The organism is Psychromonas saccharinae, assembly GCF_051201515.1.
In the GTDB taxonomy this organism is placed as follows: Bacteria; Pseudomonadota; Gammaproteobacteria; order Enterobacterales; family Psychromonadaceae; genus Psychromonas.
In genome coordinates, this window is record NZ_CP195153.1 from 930262 (window position 1) to 951468 (window position 21207).

At 39.9% G+C, this 21207-nt stretch carries 19 protein-coding genes; 12 read left to right on the top strand and 7 right to left on the bottom strand.

All coding sequences use genetic code 11. From position 1 onward, the window contains the following. Nucleotides 1-470: 470 nt before the first annotated feature. The 5 genes from ACR30L_RS04145 to astE are packed head-to-tail and all read left to right on the top strand — an operon-like array spanning nt 471 to nt 6665. Nucleotides 471-1685, top strand: coding sequence for a bifunctional succinylornithine transaminase/acetylornithine transaminase (locus ACR30L_RS04145; protein WP_435236783.1), 1215 nt, complete (start codon nt 471-473; stop codon nt 1683-1685). Between the two features lie 16 nt (nt 1686-1701). Further along, nucleotides 1702-2793: an arginine N-succinyltransferase gene (astA, locus tag ACR30L_RS04150; RefSeq protein WP_435236784.1), complete on the top strand. Its 1092-nt coding sequence runs from the start codon at nt 1702-1704 to the stop codon at nt 2791-2793. After that, nucleotides 2780-4249 (top strand): succinylglutamate-semialdehyde dehydrogenase, encoded by a 1470-nt coding sequence (astD, locus tag ACR30L_RS04155; RefSeq protein WP_435236785.1) that lies wholly within the window; start codon nt 2780-2782, stop codon nt 4247-4249. Before astA ends, astD begins: the two co-directional genes overlap by 14 nt. 9 nt (nt 4250-4258) lie before the next feature. After that, nucleotides 4259-5599, top strand: coding sequence for an N-succinylarginine dihydrolase (gene astB / locus ACR30L_RS04160; RefSeq protein WP_435236786.1), 1341 nt, complete (start codon nt 4259-4261; stop codon nt 5597-5599). 16 nt (nt 5600-5615) lie between these two features. Beyond that, nucleotides 5616-6665 carry a succinylglutamate desuccinylase gene (gene astE / locus ACR30L_RS04165; RefSeq protein ID WP_435236787.1) on the top strand — a complete coding sequence of 350 codons (1050 nt, stop codon included), beginning with the start codon at nt 5616-5618 and terminating at the stop codon, nt 6663-6665. A gap of 295 nt (nt 6666-6960) precedes the next feature. Here astE and ACR30L_RS04170 read toward each other — a convergent pair whose 3' ends face one another. Next, entirely contained in the window at nt 6961-8163 is a 1203-nt protein-coding gene (locus ACR30L_RS04170) for a bifunctional alpha/beta hydrolase/OsmC family protein (RefSeq protein ID WP_435236788.1), read from the bottom strand. 126 nt (nt 8164-8289) lie between these two features. Then, nucleotides 8290-8718 (bottom strand): hypothetical protein, encoded by a 429-nt coding sequence (locus ACR30L_RS04175; protein WP_435236789.1) that lies wholly within the window; start codon nt 8716-8718, stop codon nt 8290-8292. A gap of 342 nt (nt 8719-9060) precedes the next feature. On the opposite strand from ACR30L_RS04175, the gene fepB reads away from it, so the two are divergent. The 4 genes from fepB to ACR30L_RS04195 are packed head-to-tail and all read left to right on the top strand — an operon-like array spanning nt 9061 to nt 12830. Continuing rightward, nucleotides 9061-10065: a Fe2+-enterobactin ABC transporter substrate-binding protein gene (gene fepB / locus ACR30L_RS04180; RefSeq protein WP_435236790.1), complete on the top strand. Its 1005-nt coding sequence runs from the start codon at nt 9061-9063 to the stop codon at nt 10063-10065. Continuing rightward, entirely contained in the window at nt 10055-11047 is a 993-nt protein-coding gene (gene fepD, locus ACR30L_RS04185) for a Fe(3+)-siderophore ABC transporter permease (protein ID WP_435236791.1), read from the top strand. Before fepB ends, fepD begins: the two co-directional genes overlap by 11 nt. Next, on the top strand, nt 11044-12045 hold the full coding sequence (locus tag ACR30L_RS04190; RefSeq protein WP_435236792.1) for a FecCD family ABC transporter permease: 1002 nt from the start codon (nt 11044-11046) through the stop codon (nt 12043-12045). The genes fepD and ACR30L_RS04190 overlap by 4 nt, the downstream gene beginning before the upstream one ends. Then, complete coding sequence (locus ACR30L_RS04195; RefSeq protein WP_435236793.1) at nt 12042-12830, top strand: ABC transporter ATP-binding protein; 789 nt, start codon at nt 12042-12044, stop codon at nt 12828-12830. Before ACR30L_RS04190 ends, ACR30L_RS04195 begins: the two co-directional genes overlap by 4 nt. Here ACR30L_RS04195 and fes read toward each other — a convergent pair. Further along, complete coding sequence (gene fes / locus ACR30L_RS04200) at nt 12827-14143, bottom strand: enterochelin esterase (protein ID WP_435236794.1); 1317 nt, start codon at nt 14141-14143, stop codon at nt 12827-12829. The two genes, ACR30L_RS04195 and fes, sit on opposite strands and share 4 nt — an antisense overlap. A gap of 111 nt (nt 14144-14254) precedes the next feature. On the opposite strand from fes, the gene ACR30L_RS04205 reads away from it, so the two are divergent. Further along, complete coding sequence (locus ACR30L_RS04205; protein WP_435236795.1) at nt 14255-16315, top strand: TonB-dependent receptor; 2061 nt, start codon at nt 14255-14257, stop codon at nt 16313-16315. Nucleotides 16316-16424: 109 nt separating this feature from the next. Here the strand turns inward: ACR30L_RS04205 and ACR30L_RS04210 are convergent, their stop codons facing one another. Beyond that, nucleotides 16425-16868, bottom strand: coding sequence for an Lrp/AsnC family transcriptional regulator (locus ACR30L_RS04210; RefSeq protein ID WP_435236796.1), 444 nt, complete (start codon nt 16866-16868; stop codon nt 16425-16427). Between the two features lie 107 nt (nt 16869-16975). On the opposite strand from ACR30L_RS04210, the gene ACR30L_RS04215 reads away from it, so the two are divergent. Beyond that, nucleotides 16976-17569, top strand: coding sequence for a LysE family translocator (locus tag ACR30L_RS04215; protein WP_435236797.1), 594 nt, complete (start codon nt 16976-16978; stop codon nt 17567-17569). A 90-nt stretch (nt 17570-17659) separates the two neighbouring features. Here the strand turns inward: ACR30L_RS04215 and ACR30L_RS04220 are convergent, their stop codons facing one another. From ACR30L_RS04220 to ACR30L_RS04230, 3 genes are all read right to left on the bottom strand, one after another. Beyond that, the gene (locus ACR30L_RS04220) at nt 17660-18655 is read right to left on the bottom strand and encodes a branched-chain amino acid aminotransferase (RefSeq protein WP_435236798.1); all 996 of its coding nucleotides are present in this window, start codon (nt 18653-18655) and stop codon (nt 17660-17662) included. Nucleotides 18656-19108: 453 nt separating this feature from the next. After that, complete coding sequence (locus tag ACR30L_RS04225) at nt 19109-19765, bottom strand: nitroreductase family protein (protein WP_435236799.1); 657 nt, start codon at nt 19763-19765, stop codon at nt 19109-19111. A 183-nt stretch (nt 19766-19948) separates the two neighbouring features. Beyond that, on the bottom strand, nt 19949-20674 hold the full coding sequence (locus ACR30L_RS04230; RefSeq protein WP_435236800.1) for a siderophore-interacting protein: 726 nt from the start codon (nt 20672-20674) through the stop codon (nt 19949-19951). A 96-nt stretch (nt 20675-20770) separates the two neighbouring features. On the opposite strand from ACR30L_RS04230, the gene ACR30L_RS04235 reads away from it, so the two are divergent. After that, nucleotides 20771-21196 (top strand): MarR family winged helix-turn-helix transcriptional regulator, encoded by a 426-nt coding sequence (locus ACR30L_RS04235; RefSeq protein WP_435236801.1) that lies wholly within the window; start codon nt 20771-20773, stop codon nt 21194-21196. The last annotated feature ends 11 nt before the right edge of the window (nt 21197-21207 follow it).

Below are 21207 nucleotides of genomic sequence, written 5' to 3' on the forward strand. Positions count from 1 at the left end.
AAAAGAAACTAAACACGGCATGCGTGATTGTTCCAGCATTACACCTTAAATATTAATCACATAAAAAAAACAGGGTTTAAATACTAAACCAATCATAAAGATAAAAAGTGTTCGTATTCACAAAAAATATATTTTTAATTTATGTTGTTGAGTGATATTAATTGGATTGTTTTACTGTTTAAAAATGAATTCAGAATTAAATTCGATTTTATCTTTTTCTTTGCACTAAAAAGGTGTTTTGTGGTGCTTTTTAGTGCAAATACACTCTATTGCTAGGGGGATTTGTTCTAGGTTTTTAGTTGTATTTATAATTGTCCGAATTATATTTGGTTGTTCTAATTTTTTATAAATAAAATTCTAATTTTAAGGTTTTTAACTAATATAATTTTTTATCTATTTATCAATGACTTTGGCATTCTCATTGCAGTCTTTCCTTATATCTACCTGAGTGTTGCAAGGAAAATGAAATAATGAGCGAGTTTAGTGAAGTACGAAGTGATTTTGATGAATATATTATTCCAACCTATTCGCCAGCGCCATTTATCCCCGTAAGAGGAGTGGGCTCCACCATTTTTGATCAGCAGGGGAAAGAGTATATTGATTTTGCGGGTGGTATTGCTGTGAATGCCCTAGGACACGGCCATCCTGCTATTAAAGAAACATTGATTGCACAGTCCGACAAGCTTTGTCATATGGGCAATGGGTACACCAATGAACCGGTACTTGCACTGGCTAAAAAATTAGTTAAACACACCTTTGCTGACAAAGTTTTTTTCTGTAATTCCGGTGCCGAGGCCAATGAAGCGGCATTGAAATTAGCGCGTAAATACGCGCTCGATAATTATGGTAGTCAAAAAAATGAAGTCATCGCTTTTAAAAGTGCCTTTCATGGTCGTACTTTATTTACCGTTACTGCGGGTGGGCAACCTAAGTATTCACAGGATTTTGCGCCGCTGCCGAGTGGGATTTCGCACGTTGAATTTAATGATCTCACCGCCGTTGCCAATGTGATTAATGATAATACTTGCGCGGTGATTGTGGAGCCGATTCAAGGTGAAGGCGGTGTTATTCCTGCTTCTGTTGCATTTCTAACAGGCCTGCGCGCGCTCTGCGATAAACATAATGCGATGTTGATTTTCGATGAAGTACAAACCGGTGTTGGCCGAACGGGGTTTCTGTACGCCTATATGCAATATGGTGTCGTACCCGATGTTCTTTCAACGGCCAAAGCCTTAGGCGGTGGTTTTCCGATTGGCGGCATCTTAACAACGGACAAATTTGCTGGGACGTTCTCACCGGGTACACATGGCACAACCTACGGCGGTAATCCATTAGCAACAGCGGTTGCTGGCACTGTCTTTTCTATTATTGCTGACCCACTATTTCTTGCTGAAGTGACTAAAAAGCATGATTACTATATTCAAGCTCTTAATCGATTAAATACCGATTACGGATTATTTAAGGTGATTCGTAGTGCTGGGTTATTAATTGGTTGTGAGTTAGCTGACGAGCATCAAGGTAATGCTAAAACAATAACTAATCTCGCTGCTGAAGAAGGCTTAATTGCATTGATTGCAGGGCCGAATGTTATACGTTTTGCACCTGCATTGAATATTTCTCAAGCAGAGATGGATTTAGGCTTACACCGTTTTGAAGCAGCGATTAAACGCTACCTTGAGGCTTAATAAAAGGATAAGCAATATGATGATTATAAGACCAGTAACACGAGATGATAAAGACGCGCTTTATGAGCTTGCTGGAAAAGCGGGTATTGGCTTTACTTCATTGCCACAAAATGCAGATCTAATTTCGCAGCGAATAGAACGGATGCTAACAACCTGGGAAGGAACTGCCACCAAAGCTGAGAAAGGGTACCTCTTTGTTTTAGAAGATACGGCTCTTGAAAAAGTGGTGGGGGTTTGTGGTATTGAGTCAGCGCTTGGACTGGATGAACCTTGGTATAATTATCATGTTGGTACCCTCGCACATGCCTCTAAAGCATTAGATATTTATACCCAGATGGAAACCTTAACCCTTAGTAATAATCATACTGGATACAGTGAGCTGTGTACGTTGTTTTTAGATCCTGAATACCGTCATAGTAAAAATGGGCATTTATTATCTAAGGCGCGTTTATTGTTTATTGCACAATTTCAACAGCACTTTTCAGAAAAAATCATTGCTGAAATGCGTGGAGTATCGGACGAGCAGGGGTACTCCCCGTTTTGGGAAAGTTTGGGGCGACACTTTTTTACCATTGATTTTTCTCATGCGGATTATTTGACCGGCATTGGTCAAAAATCTTTTATCGCGGAGCTAATGCCTAAGCATCCTCTTTACGTTAATTTTTTAACACCCGAAGCGCAGGAGGTCATTGCACAGGTGCATAAAAATACGTTACCTGCGCGTAAAATTTTAGAAAGTGAAGGAATGCGCTATGGCGGGTATATCGATATTTTCGATGCGGGTCCAACCCTCGAGGCGTATACCAGTGATTTACGCGTCGTTAAAGAAATGGCGACTTGGCCGGTCAAAATTACAACCGATGCCGATGTTAATCATTCGCTTAATGAACAGTTAACGCCTTATATGGTGTCTAATCAATGCTATCAAGGATTTCGTGCCATTATGGTTACTCCACAATTTTCAGGTTCACATATTATTTTAAGTCAATCTCAGGCGAAGGCCTTAAATATATCAGCGGGCGAGCATATTTGCGTTGCGCCTCTTTTTTCTGCATTAAAAAATAAGTTAACCCATCATATAAAGGACATTCATCATGTTGCAGCCTAGTTTATATATTTCTGGTCAATGGCGTATGGCGTCGGGTGTTTTATTTAATAAGGTTAATCCCGCTACCAATGAGCAAATTTGGTCTGCCCAAGAAGCAACAGATAATGACGTTAATCAAGCCGTGATTGCGGCTCGAGGTGCTTTTTCTGAGTGGGCTAAAACGCCATTGGAAAAACGTATTACTTACCTTGAAAAATTTAGCGCTAAATTGGCCGAGTCTAAAACAGAGTTAGCGACCACGATTGGGCAAGAAACCGGTAAACCGATGTGGGAAGCGTTGACTGAAGTACAAGCTATGATCAATAAAGTCGCGATTTCCATTACTGCTTATGATGAACGTACCGGAGAAAAAGTAACACCATTGCCCGATGGGCAAGCGGTACTGCGACACCGTCCTCATGGTGTACTAGCGGTATTCGGTCCTTATAATTTTCCAGGTCACTTACCCAATGGGCATATCGTTCCCGCCTTACTTGCCGGTAATTGTGTTGTGTTTAAACCAAGTGAATTAACGCCATTTACAGCGCAAAAAACCGTTGAAATTTGGGATGCTGCCGGATTGCCAAAGGGCGTTTTAAATTTAGTGCAAGGTGGAAAATCGACGGGCATTGCATTGTCATCACATAAAGATCTTGATGGGTTATTGTTTACTGGTAGTGCAAATACGGGCTATCACCTACACCGTCAGTTGGCTGGACAGCCGGAGAAAATATTAGCACTTGAGATGGGCGGAAATAATGCGTTGATCATTGAGTCCATGGATGATATCGATGCTGCGGTAAATTTAACAATACAATCTGCTTTTATTACGGCAGGACAACGTTGTACTTGTGCGCGTCGATTATTAGTTAAATCCGGCCCCCTTGGCGATCAGTTTCTAGCGCGTTTAGTGACTGTTTCTAAACAGATAAAAGTAGGGCAATTCGATCAACAGCCAGCTCCTTTTATGGGGGCGGTTATATCTAACCAAGCTGCACAATTATTGCTGGATGCCCAGTCGCAAATGCAATCCGATGGCGCAACAGTATTACTCGAAATGCAACGCCAGGAAGAAGACACTGCACTATTAACGCCGGGTATTATCGAAGTGGAAGACCTGAGCACACTGCCCGATGAAGAATATTTTGGTCCATTGTTGATTGTTACGCGTTATGGCGATTTAGACGAGGGAATTAGAATTGCTAACCAAACCCGCTATGGCTTGTCACTCGGACTTATTTCTCAAAGTCGAGATGATTATGAACAGGTATTGCTGGAAGGGCGTGCGGGCATCGTTAACTGGAACAAGTCATTAACCGGTGCATCGAGTAATGCTCCCTTTGGTGGTATTGGCGCTTCGGGCAATCACAGACCAAGTGCCTATTATGCAGCGGATTATTGCTCTTGGCCGATGGCATCTCTCGAAGCAGAGTCTATTGCTATGCCTGAATCGTTATCGCCTGGTTTACAATTTTAAGGATCTAACATGTCTTCATACGAAGTAAATTTTGATGGTTTAGTCGGACTCACGCACCATTATGCAGGGTTATCCTTTGGCAATGTAGCCTCGACCAATAATAAAAATCAGTTAGCTAATCCTAAATCGGCGGCATTGCAGGGATTGTGGAAAATGAAAACCTTGGCAGATATGGGCTTTAAACAGGGCGTTTTGCCACCACAGGAAAGACCTTGTATTACCACGTTACGTACTCTTGGTTTTACGGGTAGCGATGCGCAAGTGATTGCTCAAGTGGCTAAACGTTCTCCGAAGTTGTTATCTGCAGTCAGTTCTGCATCGTCAATGTGGGTCGCGAATGCTGCAACGGTTTCTCCTTCGTCAGATACCTTAGATGGGAAAGTGCATTTTACCGTGGCGAATCTAAATAATAAATTTCATCGTAGTATTGAAGCCGATACGACTGGGCGTGCGCTACAAGCTATTTTTAATCAAAGCACGCATTTTAGTCATCATAACGCTTTACCTCAGCAAGCGGTATTTGGCGATGAAGGGGCGGCTAATCACAATCGTTTATGTAGCGATTATGGTGGCGCGGGTGTGGAATTATTTGTTTACGGGCGTAAGGCCTTTGGTGGTGATATTGAACCGCAAAAATATCCTGCTAGACAAACCTTTGAAGCCAGTGATGCGGTGGCTCGATTACATCAGCTTGATCCTGGAAATCGAGTGTTTATACAACAAAATCCCGACGTCATTGACCAAGGTGTCTTTCATAATGATGTCATTTCCGTGAGCAATGGTCCGGTATTGTTTTACCATGAATTAGCGTTTTTAAATCAACAAACCGCCTTTGCGGAATTAACCGAAAAGTTGGCCTTACAGGGGACTCAATTTGTGCCTATCTGTGTACCGCTTGCTAAGGTATCTCTTGCCGATGCGGTCAGCACTTACTTGTTTAATAGTCAGTTATTAACGAAAGCCGACGGTACGATGGTTATTATTGTGCCGCAGGAGGTTGAAAATAACTCACGTACTTGGGCATATTTGAATGAATTAATTAATAGCGGTTGCCCGATTAATGAGGTGAAGGTTTTTGATTTGCGTGAAAGTATGCGCAATGGTGGTGGACCGGCTTGTTTACGTTTGCGTGTTGCCCTGAAAGAACAAGAGTTAGCGGCGTGTAATCAGGGCGTATTAATGAACGATAATCTTTATAACTCCCTAACAGATTGGGTGGAACGTCATTATCGTGACCGATTAAGTGAACAGGATCTCGCGGATCCTCAATTGCTGATAGAAAATCGCAGTGCATTAGATGCATTAACGAAAATATTGGATTTAGGCTCAATTTATCCTTTCCAGCTTTAACGTTAATGAGGTGACTATGAATCAAATTTTAACGCTCAGCGGTTGTGAAGATTACCCACGTAGTTTAACGGGGGACAATCAATATGTGCACTGGCAATGGCTAGAGGAAGGGATTGTAAAAATAGTACCTCGGGATAAGTCCTTGGCGTCTGATACGAAGCAAATATTGCTTTCTACTGGTATTCATGGGAATGAAACGGCACCGATTGAAATGGTAGCGCAGCTAGTCGCTCAATTACTTAATGGAGAATTGCCTCTAGCGGTTAATCTGTTAGTGCTATTTGGTAATATCCGCGCCATTGAACAAGGTCAACGTTATCTCGATGTGGATCTTAATCGCTTATTTAATGGTCGCCATCAACAGTATCCTGACACCGTTGAAAGTGAACGTGCCATTGTTATTGAACAACATGTTATGCGTTTTTTTAATTCAGCAGATTCAAAACAATGCTTTCACTTTGATATGCATACTGCTATCAGAGGATCTCATTATCAAAAATTTGCGGTTATTCCTCAACGTTTAGGGACACAGCAAACTTGTTATTTAGACTGGTTGATTACGATGGGATTACAGGCATTAGTCATTAACTCAACCCCAAGTGGCACATTTAGTTCTTTTACCCATTGTTCATGTAACGTGGTCAGTAGTACTTTAGAGTTGGGTAAAGCTAAACCTTTTGGGAATAATGATTTAGCCAGTTTTAGCGATATAAACCGTACATTGATTGAATTAATGAGTGATGTGCCAATAGGTGGTAAAGGTAAGGCGCCTGAGATTTTTGTTGTTGGGAAGGAACTGACCAAACTCAGTGACCAATTCACCTTTATTGCAGTGGACGATAATGTCGAAAATTTTACCTCTTATCCAAGTGGTACGCTTATCGCAACCGATGGAGAGGTAAGTTATCGTGTAAATCAACAAACGGAATGGATATTATTTCCCAACCCATTGGTTAAAAAAGGTCTGCGAGCGGGTATTTTGCTTGCCAAAGGTGGCATGGAAGATTTATACCCGTTACCAATCAATATGCAGAAATCAGCAAGACGAGAGGTGAGCAGATTCTAGGCATAAAGGTGAAGATCTAACGGGTTAAATCGAGACTTTATAACAACGAAGATGTTTGCCTCTCGTCTTGCCCTGCGGGTCACTAGCTCGAACACCAATACTGCGTTATAACATTCGATAAGGACTAGCCATTAAAGATGTAAAGTCTTGTTTTTACATCTACCGATAGAGGATTAACGCAGTTAATAGCTCGAAAGGTCATCATGTTACGCCTTGCCTTGGTATCCGAGCTAGCGACTGATAAACGCATCTTGATTGGTAACGGGTATATATGACCGCTCACATGTCTTTGTTATTAATCGACCAGTTTACTCACCACGGTGACATGATTGTGTAATGTTTTATGTACGGGACATTTATCGGCTATTTCTAAGAAGCGTTGTTGTTGCGCTTCATCTAAGTCACCTTCAAAACTAATATTGCGAACAATGGCTTCTATGCCACTTTGCTGTTCACAATGATTACAATCCTCTTGGTAATTGCGGGTATGTGAAAGGGACACTTTAATGTGCTGAACCGGTAGTTTCTTACGTTCAGCGTATATTCTTAATGTCATTGCCGTACATGCGCCTAATCCGGCCAATAAATGCTCATAGGGATCGGGGCCGGTATTATTTCCACCTACTTTGGTTGGTTCATCGGCTAACCAATAATGGCTTGCGGTACTAATGTGCTGAGCAAATTTATGGTCTTTTTCTTCAACTAATACATGGCCTTGTTCAACATGTGGTCGATCGCTTTTAATATTACTGATGACGTAACGCGTTGCCCAAGCGGCGATAATTTCTGCTGCATATTCAGAATCTTGTTTATTAGTTAGTAAATGATCTGCGGTGTCTAAACTGACAAAGCTTTTTGGATGTCGGGCAGATTGATAGATTTTTTCAGCTTCTTTGATATTAACCGTTTTGTCGATAGGAGAGTGCATCACTAATAATGCTTTTCGTAATGAACCTATATGTTGAGTACCATAATTATTAATATCATCTAGAAATTGTTTTTGAATTTTAAATTTACGTCCAGCTAAATTAACTTGCGCTTCGCCTTTTTCTTCAATTTCTGAAATATGAACGGAAAAATTATGGGCAACATGTGCTGCATCGGAAGGGGCGCCAATTGTCACAATGGCTTTTGATTCTGGTATGTTCTTAGCAACACCGAGCACAGCCGCACCACCTAAACTATGGCCAATTAAAAGTTCCGGTGCTTGGTATTGTTCACGTAAAAAATCCGCAGCAGCAATTAAGTCTTGAATATTAGAAGAAAAATTAGTGTTGGCGAAATCACCATCACTGTTACCTAAACCGGTAAAATCGAATCGTAATACTGCAATACCTTTTGCCGTTAGAGCACGGCTAATACGCGATGCAGCAGCGATATCTTTATTGCAAGTAAAGCAGTGCGCAAATAACGCATAAAACTTAATATCGGTTTCCGGTGTTTCTAAGAGACCGCTGAGAGTATGAGATCCGCTGGTAAATTCTACTTTTTGACGCATGGGGTAATCCTTTCTCAGTGAATAGATGACAATAAATACAATGTAAAATAGCGCTACATTAATACTGGGTGCCTATTAGTATTCACTACTCTATTACAAATAACCTGAATTCACCATGTCGAACAATCAATGATTTATTTTATGGCAATTCTCAAGAATTGATAACTGAGACTTGAGTTGCGGTATGCTGATATCATCGGTCGAGTTTTTTTCTGTAAATTGAATTAGGGGAACTAAGGTATCTTTCATCGCCTTCATTGCGATAAGTTTCTGTTCTTGATCACCATTATTATGCTCGGATATGTATTGCATGGATTGATGTGGAATAAGCAAACATTTCAGCGCCATTTCTGAGTCACCCTGATGTTGATAGATAAGGGCTAATTCATGATAGCTAGCAATCCAATAATATAAGGTGCTTATGCATTTAGGTTGTTCGCGTAACTTTTGTTCATAATGATAAATAATTCCCTTATAAAAAAGCTCGCTATCACAACCGTTTTTCTGATGTTTAGACATTAAATCCCCTGACTTTATATTATTAAAAACAGGCATAAAGAACTCCCATAATTGATATTGATAACTATTATCATTTGTGTTTGTTGTTTTGTAAACTATTTATCGCGTATTTTTAATAAAAAGTACGTAAACATTATTAGAGATCAAATTTGCAGCAAAATTGTTTCGTAGTTTAAATTGGCTAAATAGTATTAACGAAACGTCTTTACTAGTGACTTTTCTGATTGGTTAATTAAAAAGGATCTTTGATTCCTTTTGAGGAAAGTAGCGGGATTCATATCCATTAAATAGTAATGATTATCATTTCTTTTAAAAGAAGTTTTTTAACGATATAATCCAATTATTCTATTTCTGGTATTTGTTCTATTTGGTTATTTTATGCGTGTTTTCATTATTTTTGTTGTTAGTTTTGTCTTAGTCAGCTGTGATGCCTCGGATGCTACCTCCTCCTCATTATCAATAAACCAAGTCGAAAAGTCGGCTTCGGGATGGCCTCGCAGTATCATGACTTCAAAGGGATTGTTGACCTTGGAGAAGCCACCTCAACGAATTGTTTCTACTAGCGTTACACTGTCCGGTACGTTACTTGCGATTGATGCGCCATTAATTGCTTCTGGTGCAACAATGCCTAATACGTCAGTCGCAGGCGAACAAGGTTTTATGCGTCAATGGGAGCCGATTGCGATACAACGTGGTGTTGTTCCGTTATATCAAACCGAGCCAAATGCAGAAGCGATTATCAACGCGAATCCCAATTTAATCATTATTTCCGCGACAAGTGGTGACTCAGCGATGAATTTATATGAGCAGCTGAAGGATATTGCGCCGACCCTGGTGATTGGATATGACGACAAGAGTTGGATCCAATTAGCTCAAATATTTGGTGATTTATTTGGCTTAGAAACAAAGGCTAAAAAAGTGATTGATGATTTTCAGCTGAAATTACATAAAACAAAAGAACACATAACGCTGCCACCTCAGCCGACGACTGCGATGGTGTATTATCAAGATGGTAGTGGTGCAAATATTTGGACGGAAGCCTCTGCGCAAGGCCGATTATTAATTGAGCTAGGGTTTACACTGGCGATGGTGCCTGAGTCGATAAAAGGCAATATCAGTATGGGAAAACGTAATGATATTGTGATTGCAACGGGTGAACGATTTCCCGATGGATTAACGGGTGAATCTATTTTGCTTTTTTCTGCCTCACCGAAAAGAGTAAAACAATTGAATGAAAATAGTTACTTAGCCTCTGTTAAAGCGGTTCAGAATAAGCAAGTTTACGCCGTGGGCAATGATACTTTCCGTTTAGATTACTACAGTGCAACCAATTTACTTTCTCGCTTAAACATCTTATTCGGACCCTCTAATCATGAAGAGTAAGCGCTACGGTTGGTTGCTCACTTGCTTGATGTTGTTGCTGATTATTATGGTGCTGAGTTTATGTATCGGTGCAAAGCCATTATCAATCGACACACTTTGGAATGTGTTGATAGGGCACCAACATGGACTTGCTAATATCATTATTTTTGAAGGCCGATTGCCAAGAACATTAAACGGTTTGTTAGTTGGTATGGCATTAGGGACTTCCGGTGCGTTAATTCAAGCAATAACTCGGAACCCACTGGCAGACCCTGGGATTTTAGGGATTAACCTTGGCGCTAGTTTTGCGATTGTGATTTCCATTGTATTTTTGGGGGCAACGCAATTTAGTGACTTTTTTGTCTATGCCTCAATGGGCGCCTTATTAACGGGATTATTAGTCTATTTTGTTGGCACGATGGGCGTAGGAAACGTCGATCCATTAAAAATAACCCTTGCAGGTGTTGCGATTGGTGCTGTTTTTGGTGGATTAAGTTCAGCGTTAACATTATTTAATCCTATGGCCTTTGATCAGGTTCGGTTTTGGTCCGTCGGTAGCTTAGATGTTCGCACACTATCCATCCCATTCTTTATTGCCCCCGTGGTTATTTTAGGCAGTCTTTTAGCACTTTCAATTACACCGGCGTTAAATGCATTTGGTTTGGGTGATGCCTTAGCAACCAGCTTGGGAAGTAATCCGATTCGTATTCAATTGCTTGCTTTGATTGCGATTACGATATTATGTGGTGCGGCAACCGCAGCAGCGGGTCCGATTGGTTTTGTTAGTTTAATGATGCCACATATCGCGCGGTGGATGGTGGGGCCAGATCAACGATGGATCGTACCTTTCAGTCTTATTTTAACCCCTTGCCTATTATTGACTGCAGATATTATTGGACGTGTGTTAATTGCGGGGGAATTGCGCGTTTCTATTGTTACTGCTTTTATAGGCGCACCTATTTTGATTTATCTTGTACGTAGTAAAGATGCGAGCAGCTTATGATGAGTGGGAAAGATCGTTCTTATTGGTTGAGTCGAACACAATTAATGGTGTTGGTATTCAGTTTAGTGTTAATGATTGCGACATTATTTATTGGTGAACATGTTGCTGCCAGTCTACAAGAACTCTGCCAATTACTAACGGGAAATGGCGATAAATATCAATCTATTGTGGTGTGGCAGTGGCGTGCTTCTCGGTTATTTTCAGCGTTAATTATTGGTGCAGGACTCGGTGTGAGTGGTGCCGTATTTCAATCTTTAGTGCGAAATCCATTAGGTAGTCCAGATATAACGGGGTTTAATGTTGGTGCATTTACGGGCGTGTTGATCTCGATTGCACTATTTGGTGATATTTATTGGATAAGTGTTCTCGGTGCTCTTGCTGGTGGACTTTTGGCCGCGCTATTAGTGTATTTTTTTGCCTATCGCGATGGGCATTCAGGCTTTCGACTTATTATCGTTGGTATTGCAATTAGTGCGACGCTCACCGCATTTAACCAATGGTTGTCGTTGACTGTGTCATTAGAGACTGCGATGACTGCCTCATTGTGGAGTGCTGGCACCTTAAATGGAATGACTTGGTTTCGTATTTTACCGGCGTCTGTTTTGATTCTCGTTTTTTTAGTGTGTGCTTTTATATTGAATACACGTATGAAATTATTAGAAATGGGCGATGATACGGCGGCGGCATTGGGGGGCTCGGTTAATAAAACCCGTCTTATTTTAATGTTTGTTGGGGTCGCCTTGACTGCTATTGCAACTGCCATCACTGGCCCTATCTCTTTTATTTCACTTGCTGCCCCGCAAATAGCACGACGTTTATCGAAGCAGAAACATGTCACGCTGACCTCCTCTGCGATTGTCGGGGCAATACTGCTAATGACTGCTGACTTTATTGCACAACATAGTTGGGAAGGTGCGACGTTGCCGGTGGGGTTAGTCACTATCAGTTTAGGTGGTGTTTATTTAGTTTATTTAATCATCAGAGAAGGAAAGAAATGACATATCCATTATCGGTTCAATCGGTTACTTTGGGCTACGAGCAACATGTTATCGCAAAGCATTTATCCGTTGATATTCCCGATGGAAAATTTAGTGTGATTGTCGGCCCAAATGGCTGTGGAAAGTCGACATTATTGCGTTCCATGAGTCGATTACTGCCCCCACAATCAGGAAAAGTCTTTCTACAACAGCAAGATATTCATGAGCAGCCTCCGCGTGAGGTTGCGAAAAAATTAGGCTTGTTGCCACAAAGTGCAATAGCGCCAGATGGCATAAAGGTAATCGATTTGGTTGCACGCGGGCGTTTTCCACATCAGAAGTGGTTTCAACCTTGGTCAGATAAAGATCAAAAAGCCGTTGAATTGGCGATGGAAGCCACTGGTGTGATGGATTTTTCACAACAAAGTGTTGATCAATTATCCGGGGGACAACGACAACGGGTTTGGGTTGCCATGGCGTTAGCACAGGAGACACCGTTGTTACTGTTAGATGAGCCAACGACTTATTTAGATATTGCCCATCAAATCGAACTGATGGATTTATTTCAAGATTTAAATCGTTTGCAGGGACATACACTCGTTGCTGTTTTGCATGATCTTAATCATGCCTGTCGTTATGCTGATCATCTTATTGTTATGAAATCAGGACAAATTATTGCAACCGGCGATCCCAATAAAATCGTCACTGAACAGCTGATTAACGACGTATTTGGGTTGCCTTGCTTGATTCTTGAAGATCCCATTTCAAATACGCCTTTAATCATTCCTAGAGGGAGGGGAAGTTAATATAAGCTTGGTAATAACTTTTCAAGCCCATTTATAAGGCATGATCGCCATGAAAGCCAATCATGCCCACCTGAGACTTTTTCGTAATAGACATTGCCTCCCTTTTGTTGGATTGCTTTCATGGTTAGGTCATTATATAGGCACATATCTTGTTCTCCGAGCCCAACGGTTTGATACACTTCAAGGCTCTCTACAGTAACCCGCTCATCGAGTATTTGTGCTGCTAAACTGTTCTCAGGTACCGTATATAATCTGCTTTCATCTGATTCATTAAGTGAGATCTTTTTTTTCATTCGATCAACTTCTGGCCACCAAAACGAACCCGATAATGTAATGACTTTAGAAAAATAATCAGAAAAATGAATACCAGCATATAAAGCGGATAATCCCCCTAAACTTTGCCCTGCTACTAAATAATCTGACACAGTGTTATAGGATTTTGCTAACTGTATTTTAACTTCTGGTAATAATGTGCACACCAAAGAAAACCAAAACGGGTAGTGACAACTGAGCTCTTTCCAACGTGTTTTATTATCTAAAGAAGGAATGAGTAAATAATGTGCGGGGGCTATTTTTTTCGTTTTAGTTAAATGTTTTAATACCGATAATGTGCCACTTGCTTCTCCCCATTTTTGGCCATCCAGTAATACGACTAAGGGTGCATCGCCCAAGGCCGTTGAAAATATAAAGCATTCTCGTCGATTACCGAGTTCGGCGGATATCCATTGGATAGGGTAAATCACATGTTTTGATACTTCTGGGACAATCCCTTTATCCCATTCATTCCAACCTAATTCTGCGGGTGCATCAGGGAGATGTAAGGCTGAACTTGAACCCCAACCAGATATTAATGAGGGCAATGGGTTTAATGGATCGTTGCGTTGATTGTTGACTACATCTAGCCACCATTGTCGTTGAGCTTCGATTGAACCATTACTTTTTTTTCTTGCTATTTCAGGTAGTTGCTCAGCCATAATGGGGATAAAGGAATAACTTCCTCGCCATTTTATATTAACAATTAATTCGCCAAGCCAAACATCGGTGCCACTGATCCGTGTTAAGCAAGCGGGCGTCCAACTGTGGTGATCGGTTAAAGAATTAACATTAAGTAATACGTTCTCTGTGTCAGATTGAATCTCATCTCCCTGTGGATCTTGCCATATAAATATTACTCGACAAGTTTGTTGATCTTGTTTTTGAATAAATGGGGTGCCCATTTTTTTTATGCTTTTCCACCACAGTGTTGAACCTATTACTTTGTCAGCAAGGATAGGATGACCCAGAAGCGGGTTTAATGTCAGCGTGTGATTCAAATTATTACCCTTTTTACAGAAGTTTGTGATATTGATTATCATTTGCTAATGATAATCAATTGTATTAGTATTCGCAAATTCTATTATTATCAGTACCATAAAAGGACAATTATGTACCCGTCAGCTAATGCATCATCGACTATTCACCCAACTAAAAACCTACGTAAAAGTATATTATTCATAAGTATTAACGCCGCACTTTTATCTACCAATGTCTATGCCGAAGAGTCTACACACGTAGAAACCTTGATTGTTACCGGTGAAAAAATGGATAAGGATATTCAAGATACCACCACAGCCGTAACGGTTATCAATGGTGAAGATATTGCAAAAACCGGAGCTAAAACGGTGAATGATGTGATTACCCAATCACCAAATGTGGTGTCTTCTGGTTTTGGTAGTGTCAATATTCGTGGTATTAACGGAAGTGGTGCTGCAACTGGTTTCTACGCTATCAGAAGTGGTGCTCGTCAACGTGTTGATACTTCCGTTGATGGTGTTTCCGACGCATTCACTGGTTATAACTTTAGCGGTTCGGGTGTTTGGGATCTTGAGCAAGTCGAAGTATTACGAGGCCCACAGTCAACGACTCAGGGAGAAAATTCAATCGGTGGGGCGGTGTCTGTTCGTACCAATAATCCTACTTTTGCTTCTGAATATGCAATTCGAGGGGGCGCTGAAGTTTATGAAAACGGTAATGTGATGAAAAATGTTGCATTAATGGCCTCGGGTCCGATTAATGATGAGTTGGCCTATCGCTTTGCCTTTGATGGAACCGATGGTCAAAGCTATATCAGTTATGATGGCGATACAGACACTGTGCCAGTTGATCCTGAAGATTCACGTAATTTAAATTTTCGAGGAAAGCTACTTTGGAAACCAGCATTTAATGAAGATCTCTCAATAAAATTAACCACCAATTATCGTAAAGCAGATGGTAATTATTTAAATTGGGCTAATTGGGATGATGGAACAGGTTACGAAGATGAAACCTTTACACTAAGTACGACGGATAAAACTAATACGCGTATTCAAGACTCGGATGTTTATAATATTTCGACAGAGATTAATTATACATTCAATAATGAAATCACCAGTAAAACACAACTGTCATACAATGATCAGACCAATATTTTTGACCAGTATCCAACGGAACAAACCTATGAATTTAAAGATAAAACCTATAAATTAGAGAGTCAATTAACCTTAAAACCACAGGATTCTCAATTTAATGGTTTTGTTGGGATCATGGCAGCGGATCGCAATAATACCGTCTCGAGTGAAAGTTATTCGACGGAAGGGGAAACGAAAGAAACGCGTTTAGGATTATTCGGTGAAATGAATTATTTCATGAATGATCAATTGACGCTGACAACAGGGGCACGCCTACAATATGAAAAACAGGATCGTTTCTTTAGTGCAACCTATGCAAGTACAGAATTAAATGAAGATATTAATGATGTTTTTGTTTTGCCTAAATTGGCATTAACTTATGCACTCGAGAACAATACCACACTCGGATTATCGGTACGTAAAGGTTATAACTCTGGTGGAATGGGATATTATAATTACGGCGGTGCGTCGGAAGTGTACGACTATGATAGTGAATCTGTTTATGCCTATGAGTTTAGTTCGAAAACGGCATTAAATAATGGTACGACCATCAATACTGCCGTTTTTTATAATGACTACAAGGGTTATCAGGGGATTTCGGATTATAAAATTACCAATGTTGGCGAAGCGCATACCATGGGCTTAGAGGTTGAATTATCACATTGGTTAACGAATAGTACGGTCATTAATCCTTCAATTGGTTTACTGAAATCTAAGGTTGATAACGACGATAGCTTCCAAGGTAATGAGCTTTCAAACGCACCGGATCTCAATGCTTCAATTGGATTAACGCAATACATCGGCGATAACTTAACGTTAGGTGCGGATGTGACCTATGTCAGTGAGTATTATTCTGATCTTGATAATACTGAAGATTATAAAGCCGGTGATTATACGATTGTTGATACTAGCATCGATTATACTGTTGGTGATTTGTTGATTAGTGGCTATGTTACGAATTTAACCGATGAGGACGTGGTTTATTTAATTAATGGTGGATATCGAGCATCCGTTGGTCAAAGTCGTACCGTTGGTGTGAACTTAACCTATCGCATGTAGTTGTAAAAATAATGACTATACCCGTTACTAATCAGGATGCTGATTTCTGCATCTTGAATGGTAACGGGTATATAAGCCTCAGTGATTGCTGAGGCTTATTTGATTAAAACTATTGCCGTTGGTCTTTTGGGGAATCCATTACCACCATGGTACTAATTGATTTAACCGCTAAACACTCTCCTAGCACATCGGAATGAAAGCGTTTATAAGCTCCTAGATCTTTTGTTTCAACCCTTAATAGATATTCATTAACGCCAGTTATGTTGTGGCATTCCACTACTTCTTTGGCAAAGCGTATATGTTCTTCAAAGCTAAGTTGGCCTGCCTTTGTATGGCTGTTTAAGCCAATTGATACGTAAGCAATAAAACCAATCTCGAGCTGGGTTTTATCTAATACAGCACGATATCCTTTAATGATATTTGTTCGTTCTAAATCCTGTACTCGTCGTAGGGTTGCTGAGGGTGATAAACCAATGCGTTCTGCCAATTCTACATTTGATAAGCGACCCTGGATTTGAAGCTCTTGCAATATTCTGTCGTCAAATCTATCCATACTATCTCTTTATTGTTAATTATTGTTTTTAAGCACAAATATAAACACAATATTGCGGGTAAATACCATTATTATTTTCTTATCTAATATAAATAAGAGAGAAAATCATGGATTACACACAATTAGGCTCGCTCGCCGTTTTTGCATTTGTGACTACATTTACGCCTGGACCCAATAATATTATGTTAATGACATCGGGCGCTAATGTTAGGTTTGTGCGCACCATTCCCCATATGCTTGGTATTGTGATAGGTTTTAGTCTGATGCTATTACTTGTGGGAGTCGGGGTTACTGAGTTGTTCCAACACTACCCTATTCTGCATCAGTCGTTACAAATAATATGCATGGCTTATTTGATTTATTTAGCATGTAAAATTGCATTAAGTCATTCTTCGAATAGCAACAGTCAATATCAACCCATGTCGTTTCTAAGTGCCGTTCTTTTTCAGTGGGTTAATCCGAAAGGGTGGTCAATGGCATTAACAGCGATTAGTTTATTTAATCAATATGCAAGCTGGCTACAATTAACGCTGATTGCTTTGGTATTTGCTTTGATGAATGTCCCGTCGGTGAGCGTTTGGACTGCTGCAGGTAAGCAGTTAAGTTTTTGGATGAATCATCCGAGATATATCCGTTGGTTTAATGCAGGGATGGCTATTTTATTATTGGCGTCTGTATTACCTATGTTGATTGGGAATTAGTTATGTGTAAACCTGAAGAGGAGTCAAAATAGAAGAAATCGCTACTGATAAAAAAGTTTATCAGTAGCTTGGTCTCGCCATTATTCATCATTAAACGTTTGTTAACCAACCATGAGTATCTTCTACTTTACCCCATTGGATATCATTTAATGCTTGGCGTAGTTTACAGGTTGTAGGGCCTTCTGAGCCGCTACCCACTTGATATTCTTTACCATTGTGAATGAATGTCCCTACCGGAGCTAATACCGCAGCAGTCCCTGATAATGCAGCTTCTGTTCCTGGTTTAGCGGCACGTTCCAATAATTCTGTAACTGACAGTTCACGTTCAGAAACCGTCATGCCCATCTCGCGTGCAAGGGTAAGAATTGAGTCACGTGTAATACCATGTAAGAAGGTACTATCCAGTGCTTTAGTGATAATTTCATTACCATCAATTAGGATGAAATTAGCTGCGCCAGTTTCTTGAACATCGCCATTTGGACAGAATAAAACTTGGTCAGCCTGTACGCTTTGTTGTGCGGCTTTCATGTGTGGAAGTGCACTCGCGTAGTTACCACCACTTTTTACAACACCCATATGTGGCGCACAGCGCATGCCTTCTTCATCGAGCAATATACGTAAAGCATTCGATTTTCCCTCGAAGTAATCACCAACCGGAGAAAGCAAAATATAAAGCATCGATGAAAGTGAAGGTGATGCAGCTTTACCAATCGCGGGCTCGGTACCAATATGGGTAGGGCGAATGTACATTGAACCTGGAGGTTGTGGCACATCGGAAGCAAAGCGACTGACAATATCAATGATCATTTGTTTAACTTGCACTTTATCAACCGTTGGCATACAAAGTAATTCACTGCTTTGTGCTAAACGTGCAATATTTGCATCCATACGGAAGATTTTGACTGAGCCATCTTCATGTTTAAAGGCTTTTAATCCTTCAAAACAAGTACTTGAATAATGCAATACATGTGCACCGGGATGAAGTTTGATACTGTCTGCTTTTACTATTTCTGCGGGTTTCCAAGCTGAACCGTCATTTTCAGTAATTGACATTTCAGGCATGAAAACGGTACCGAATGCGCTCATAACATTTTCCTATCGCTGTATAATTAAGCAAGCACAATTACTTGCAGGGGAATATCTGGTTGGTACTTTATATGCTTTGCTAACGCTGTTTTATCAATATATGAATTAACCCAGGGAGAGACAACTATGAATCACCAGATGAGCCGCCTAGATTACAATAAACTAGCGGCACTGTGAATATTTAGGTTAAATTATTTTGAAAATAAATTGTACTGATTTACTGGGCTAATAGTGGGGATATAAAAGAAAGTGTAATATGCTGCATAGAAGAGTGTATGCAGCATTAATATGTCCATTTCCATTCAAGTTGAGATTGGTAATGGGTATATATGCTAATTATTGCTTATTTTGTGCTTTTCTCTTTTAACTCGGTGTCCTCTGTAGTGTATTTTTAATGTGTCTGCTTTACCTGAGTTAAGTGCATAAGCATGTTTCATTATTTAATGAATAGATTTAAAGTACGGTTACTAATTCTTCTAATGCTAAACGCGCTTTAGGCTTACCGAAGTTGTAATCTTCTGCTTCATCGGAGTAACCCATTGCGAGTGCAACTTCACAAACATGACCGTCTAGCTCGTCAGCAAAAATTTCACCGATAAGATCTTTATCGACTCCTTCCATTGGTGTTGAAGCAATTCCCATTCGAGCTAGAACATGCATAATGTTACCCAGCGCTAGGTATACTTGTGCCTTCGTCCAGTTACCGTTGAAGCCTTGTTCATCTGTATGCATATCAGCAAAAGCATAGGCTCCCATAAATGACTCTGCCATATCTGCAGGAAGGTGACCCGAACTTACTTCTGCATCAACACGCTTCGCAAATTTCTCTTTAGTGAATTTCGGATCGTAAGCAAACAAAATTGTATGAGAAGCTTGTTTCGCATGCGGTTGATTAAACTGAAAGTTATTGGCGAAAGTATCGTGTAGGCGTTGTTTTGCTTGATCGCTTTCAATAACAATAAACTTCCAAGGCTGGGAGTTAATTGAAGAAGGCGATAAACGAAGTGCTTCTTTAATAATTGCCATATCTTCTGCGGAGATACGTTTAGTTTGATCATATTTTTTTACAGTGTAACGACTATGCAAATCTTTAATTATTTGTTCTGACACGTGATTCTCCAAAATAGTTAATGTTAGTGTGACTTATTAATTGAATGACAGTTTATTCTTTTAATTCTTTTTGATAACCCATTACGTAATTGAAACACTTTATCTTTTTTATTGATAATCGATAGCCATTACGAATCAAAATGCATTTTTGCATATTGAATGACAATGAGGATATTTTCTGTTTTATAATGGACTAGCTTTTTTCTGTAAATTAAACTGATCAGCATCAACGCCTTTTTTCCAATAACCGACAGCTGAAATATTTAAACGATCAAACCCTAATTTCTTCTGTAAAATTGGACGCAATTTGCGAATATTACTTGCTTCTAGTCCCATAAAGACAATTGTGTCTTTTGCCATTTGTTTAGCGACAGTCGCAACACAAATATCTAGGTCTTCATTCTCTTCATCCTCAACATACCAATGAGTAAGAATCGAATCATCGTAAGACAAGGCAATTATATCGTCCTTAGTTGGCACCGAAATAATCACTCGAATATCTGCTTGGGGATTAAAGCGCATAACATAACCATTAACGGCATTGACCGACGTGATATCGCCAATTAACAGATAACTTTGTTGATCAAAGCGCGTTATTTTTAATGGACCGGGTCCTGCAATACCAACTGAGTCGCCGATTTTTGCATTTTTAGCCCAATTTGTTGCAGGTCCTTGATGACGGTTTACTACAAAATCGAGTGCTAATTCTAATTTTTCAGGGTCAAAGTAACGGATCGTGTAAGAGCGTTTTTTGGGTTCCTCATCACTCGGTAAAAACACTTTTACATGTGCGCCTTCTTTTCCCGTTGGAAAGTTTTGTAATGCATTACCTGTTACCACGATGCGGCGTAAGTGTGGAGATAGATCAATTACTTTTGCTACCTGCGTCATTCTAAGATTGGGTTTCATTATTTGTCCTCTTCACTTGCCAATGGTTAATTATGTTGATAAAGTCAACTATATTGTAATTAGGTTGACTTTGTCAATTAAAATGTAAGGTTGTTTATGAATACTAAACCCATCGCTGAGATTATTTTTGACCTCGTACTTGAGTATAAGTTTTCTATCCGTTCTTGTTTAAAGGCAAATGAATTAGGTATTAATGGGATGCATGTAAAGTGCTTGTCATTTTTACGTGAGAATGATGTTTGTACACCCAATGATATTGCTGTTTATTTTTCGAGAGATAAAGCCCAAGTTGCTCGCCTAATTAAGGAAATGATTGACCATAAGTGGGTAGTAAAAACACCTAATCCGAATGATAAGCGCAGCAATTTTTTGAGCTTAACCAATAATGGCATTGAATTAGCCAATGTTGTTGATCAAGCACAAAGTGAGTTACGAATAAAAATGGAAGGTAATTTAACTGAACAAGAACTCGAAGAGTTTAAGCGTATTGCGATTATTCTTCAGGATAACCTCAAGCAATAAGCTCTCCCTGT